The sequence below is a fragment of the Acinetobacter sp. TR3 genome, from assembly GCF_027105055.1.
Classification (GTDB): domain Bacteria; phylum Pseudomonadota; class Gammaproteobacteria; order Pseudomonadales; family Moraxellaceae; genus Acinetobacter.
Map to the genome: position 1 here is coordinate 1 of NZ_CP114275.1, position 2,381 is coordinate 2,381.

Consider the following 2,381-nt stretch of genomic DNA (forward strand, 5'->3'; position numbering starts at 1 on the left):
TTTATTTATTGAAGCGGTATGCAGTACGTAAAAAATCATTTTTTTTGAGAATCCAAACAAGAATAGCCTAAGAAAATCAAAGCCCGACTTTTATTGAAACGGCAACTAAAGATTATAACGGTAATGTTTAGTAGCGCAGGATAGGCGTAAGCCGTCCAAATGGAACTATTTGCTAGCAAAAAAAATGCTCTCCGAAGAGAGCACATGAATTATTCAATCACTTTAAAATCGCTTATCTCAGACATCGATTGAAAGTCGCCATCATCGATAGAAAATTCAGGTTCAGCATTTAGGTTTATAACAACAGCCGTCACAGTACCTTTTTTAGGCAGTTCAAGCCATTGATTAACATAAGTGAAAGAAACTTGTTTGCCTAAAAGAGCCAAACCAGTAGTATTTGCAGCAGTCATAGTGATCTCCTTTTCAGATCATTGTGATTAGTCAGGTGTTTGAATTGCAGTTCTTACACCTGACGACTTTGTGCGTTATTGCACGTTAAATGCCGACTCGATTCTTTTTAAGATCTTGTCCGCCATTTCTAAAGGCACACCATCGTTACCTTCAAACCTAAAACTAACTTTGAAACGATCAAGGTTTTGATCATTTTCATAAACTATCGAATATCCAAATTCCGCCTTAAAAGCAGCTCTAAAATCTTCGAGGTGTTTTTCCTGGTTAAGACCTGGAGATAATGCGTTTCTACCTAAAGTGATAATTATCATTTTCGACCTCGATTAAACTGCAAAAAATTCATATTGGCGGGCTCGTTGTTTTTTCTTGCTAGGTCGCTCAGCGCTCCCTTTTTGTTTGACGCTAGAAAAATCTGAAGTCCCAATTTTTAAAAATTTTAATTCATATTCAATAACTGAAATTAGAAGTTCTTCAGCTTCACCACATCCAAAACAGCCGTTTTCCCAATCTCTCTCTAAACACTTCAGAAACTCATGACGAAGTTGGTAGGTACACAAAAGACTGAACGCAAAATCATCGACAGTACGCATCGAAATCGAGTCTTTTTCGGTTTCCTCTGCAAGTTCTTCGTCTGACTTGTCTTCAATTTTTAACAGAGATTTAAGTCCACGAGCCCATTCAAGCTGACGTTTACCTTTGGACGAAATTCCAAATTCTTGCCACAAACTTTTCATAGATCGATCATTGATAGAAAGATCAAACATCGAATACTGGAGCAAATCAAAAGGAGTTAAGCCACCATTACGACCCTTTTTTACATGCCCCTTTGCCAACTCATAGTCTAGACCCCACTTAGCAACATACTGATTTGCATAATTACCATCACGAATATCTAGACCATGAGTCATGCTTGGAGCACTCAAACCCGCTTTAGTACAAGCCTTAATCCAAAGAACCGAAAGATCAGAAATATAATCAGCAAAATTTTCGACCTGATTTTGAGTTAATAGCAAAATATGGTTGTGAGGATGCCAACCATTCTGGCCATAAGTCATTTCAAGGCTTTTAATTTTGTACTGAACACCAATCTGCTTAAGGAGAACCTTAACTCTAGTCGTTTCATAAAAAATCTTAATTGCCTTTCTTTGACGCTCTAAGAGCGATGACAGCGATTCTTTAACGGAATGGGAGAATGTAAGGGTTAGGAGTAAAACACCGCCAGAATGAGCTCTTTTCCACGTCTCAATGCCATTTTTTAGCTCTTCCCTGCGTTTTTCAGTAATTTGCTTAGCACAAACAGGACACGTCCAAACAGAACCGCACCGTTGCACATTGCTCCAGTGGGCTTTTTTTCGATTTTCGTTGTATTTAACTTCACGCTGCTTGGTTTTATCGATGCGTCTTTTTAAGCAATTACCAACACGTTCTCGAGGCAATAATTTTGCAGATTGATCTTGAAGTAAAAATTCATGAACTCGCTGAATCCCTTGGGGCGTAACGATTACCTGAGTTTTCGTAAATATACCAAGATCACGCTCCGATGCGTCGCTGTGGTGCGGGTGGTTACGCGCTCCTCGCACGCACACGGAAGCGTCTACTTTTTTAGCATTTCGAAAAGAAATTGGACTGGTGTTACTTGAATCAGGCTGCAAAGAGCCATAAAATGAAGACATTGGACATACTCGCATTATGTTCATCACGGGTTGAAGTGTTTCCAGCACTGTCAGCCCATTTTTTTGCCTACTGTGTTTATCCCATCAAAGGGCACAATATATGTAGGTCTTTAGCTTGGATAGCTAAGATCAGTGAACAAAATATAAAACTATTCAAAAAAAAAATCAAATCATGTGTTTACTGCGAGCATAGCTCGGTTCTTACCGCTTTCTCCCCCAATGGAAGCTTGTAATCAGGGAGGGAAGTTTCAAGATTTTTATTGCATCAGTTCGGGGATAGACATCCCCTCTGGAACT

The 2,381-nt window shown here is 39.2% G+C and carries 3 protein-coding genes; all 3 read right to left on the reverse strand.

Features of this window, described 5'->3' with window-relative positions; translation table 11 throughout:
* Nucleotides 1–209: 209 nt before the first annotated feature.
* A complete protein-coding gene (locus O1449_RS16255) occupies nucleotides 210–410 on the reverse strand; it encodes a hypothetical protein (RefSeq protein ID WP_269239921.1) in 201 nt (66 codons plus the stop codon).
* 75 nt (nucleotides 411–485) lie between these two features.
* Nucleotides 486–722 carry a hypothetical protein gene (locus O1449_RS16260; RefSeq protein ID WP_269239923.1) on the reverse strand — a complete coding sequence of 79 codons (237 nt, stop codon included), beginning with the start codon at nucleotides 720–722 and terminating at the stop codon, nucleotides 486–488.
* Nucleotides 723–734: 12 nt separating this feature from the next.
* Nucleotides 735–2,084 (reverse strand): protein rep, encoded by a 1,350-nt coding sequence (locus O1449_RS16265; protein WP_269239925.1) that lies wholly within the window; start codon nucleotides 2,082–2,084, stop codon nucleotides 735–737.
* Nucleotides 2,085–2,381 lie beyond the last annotated feature (297 nt).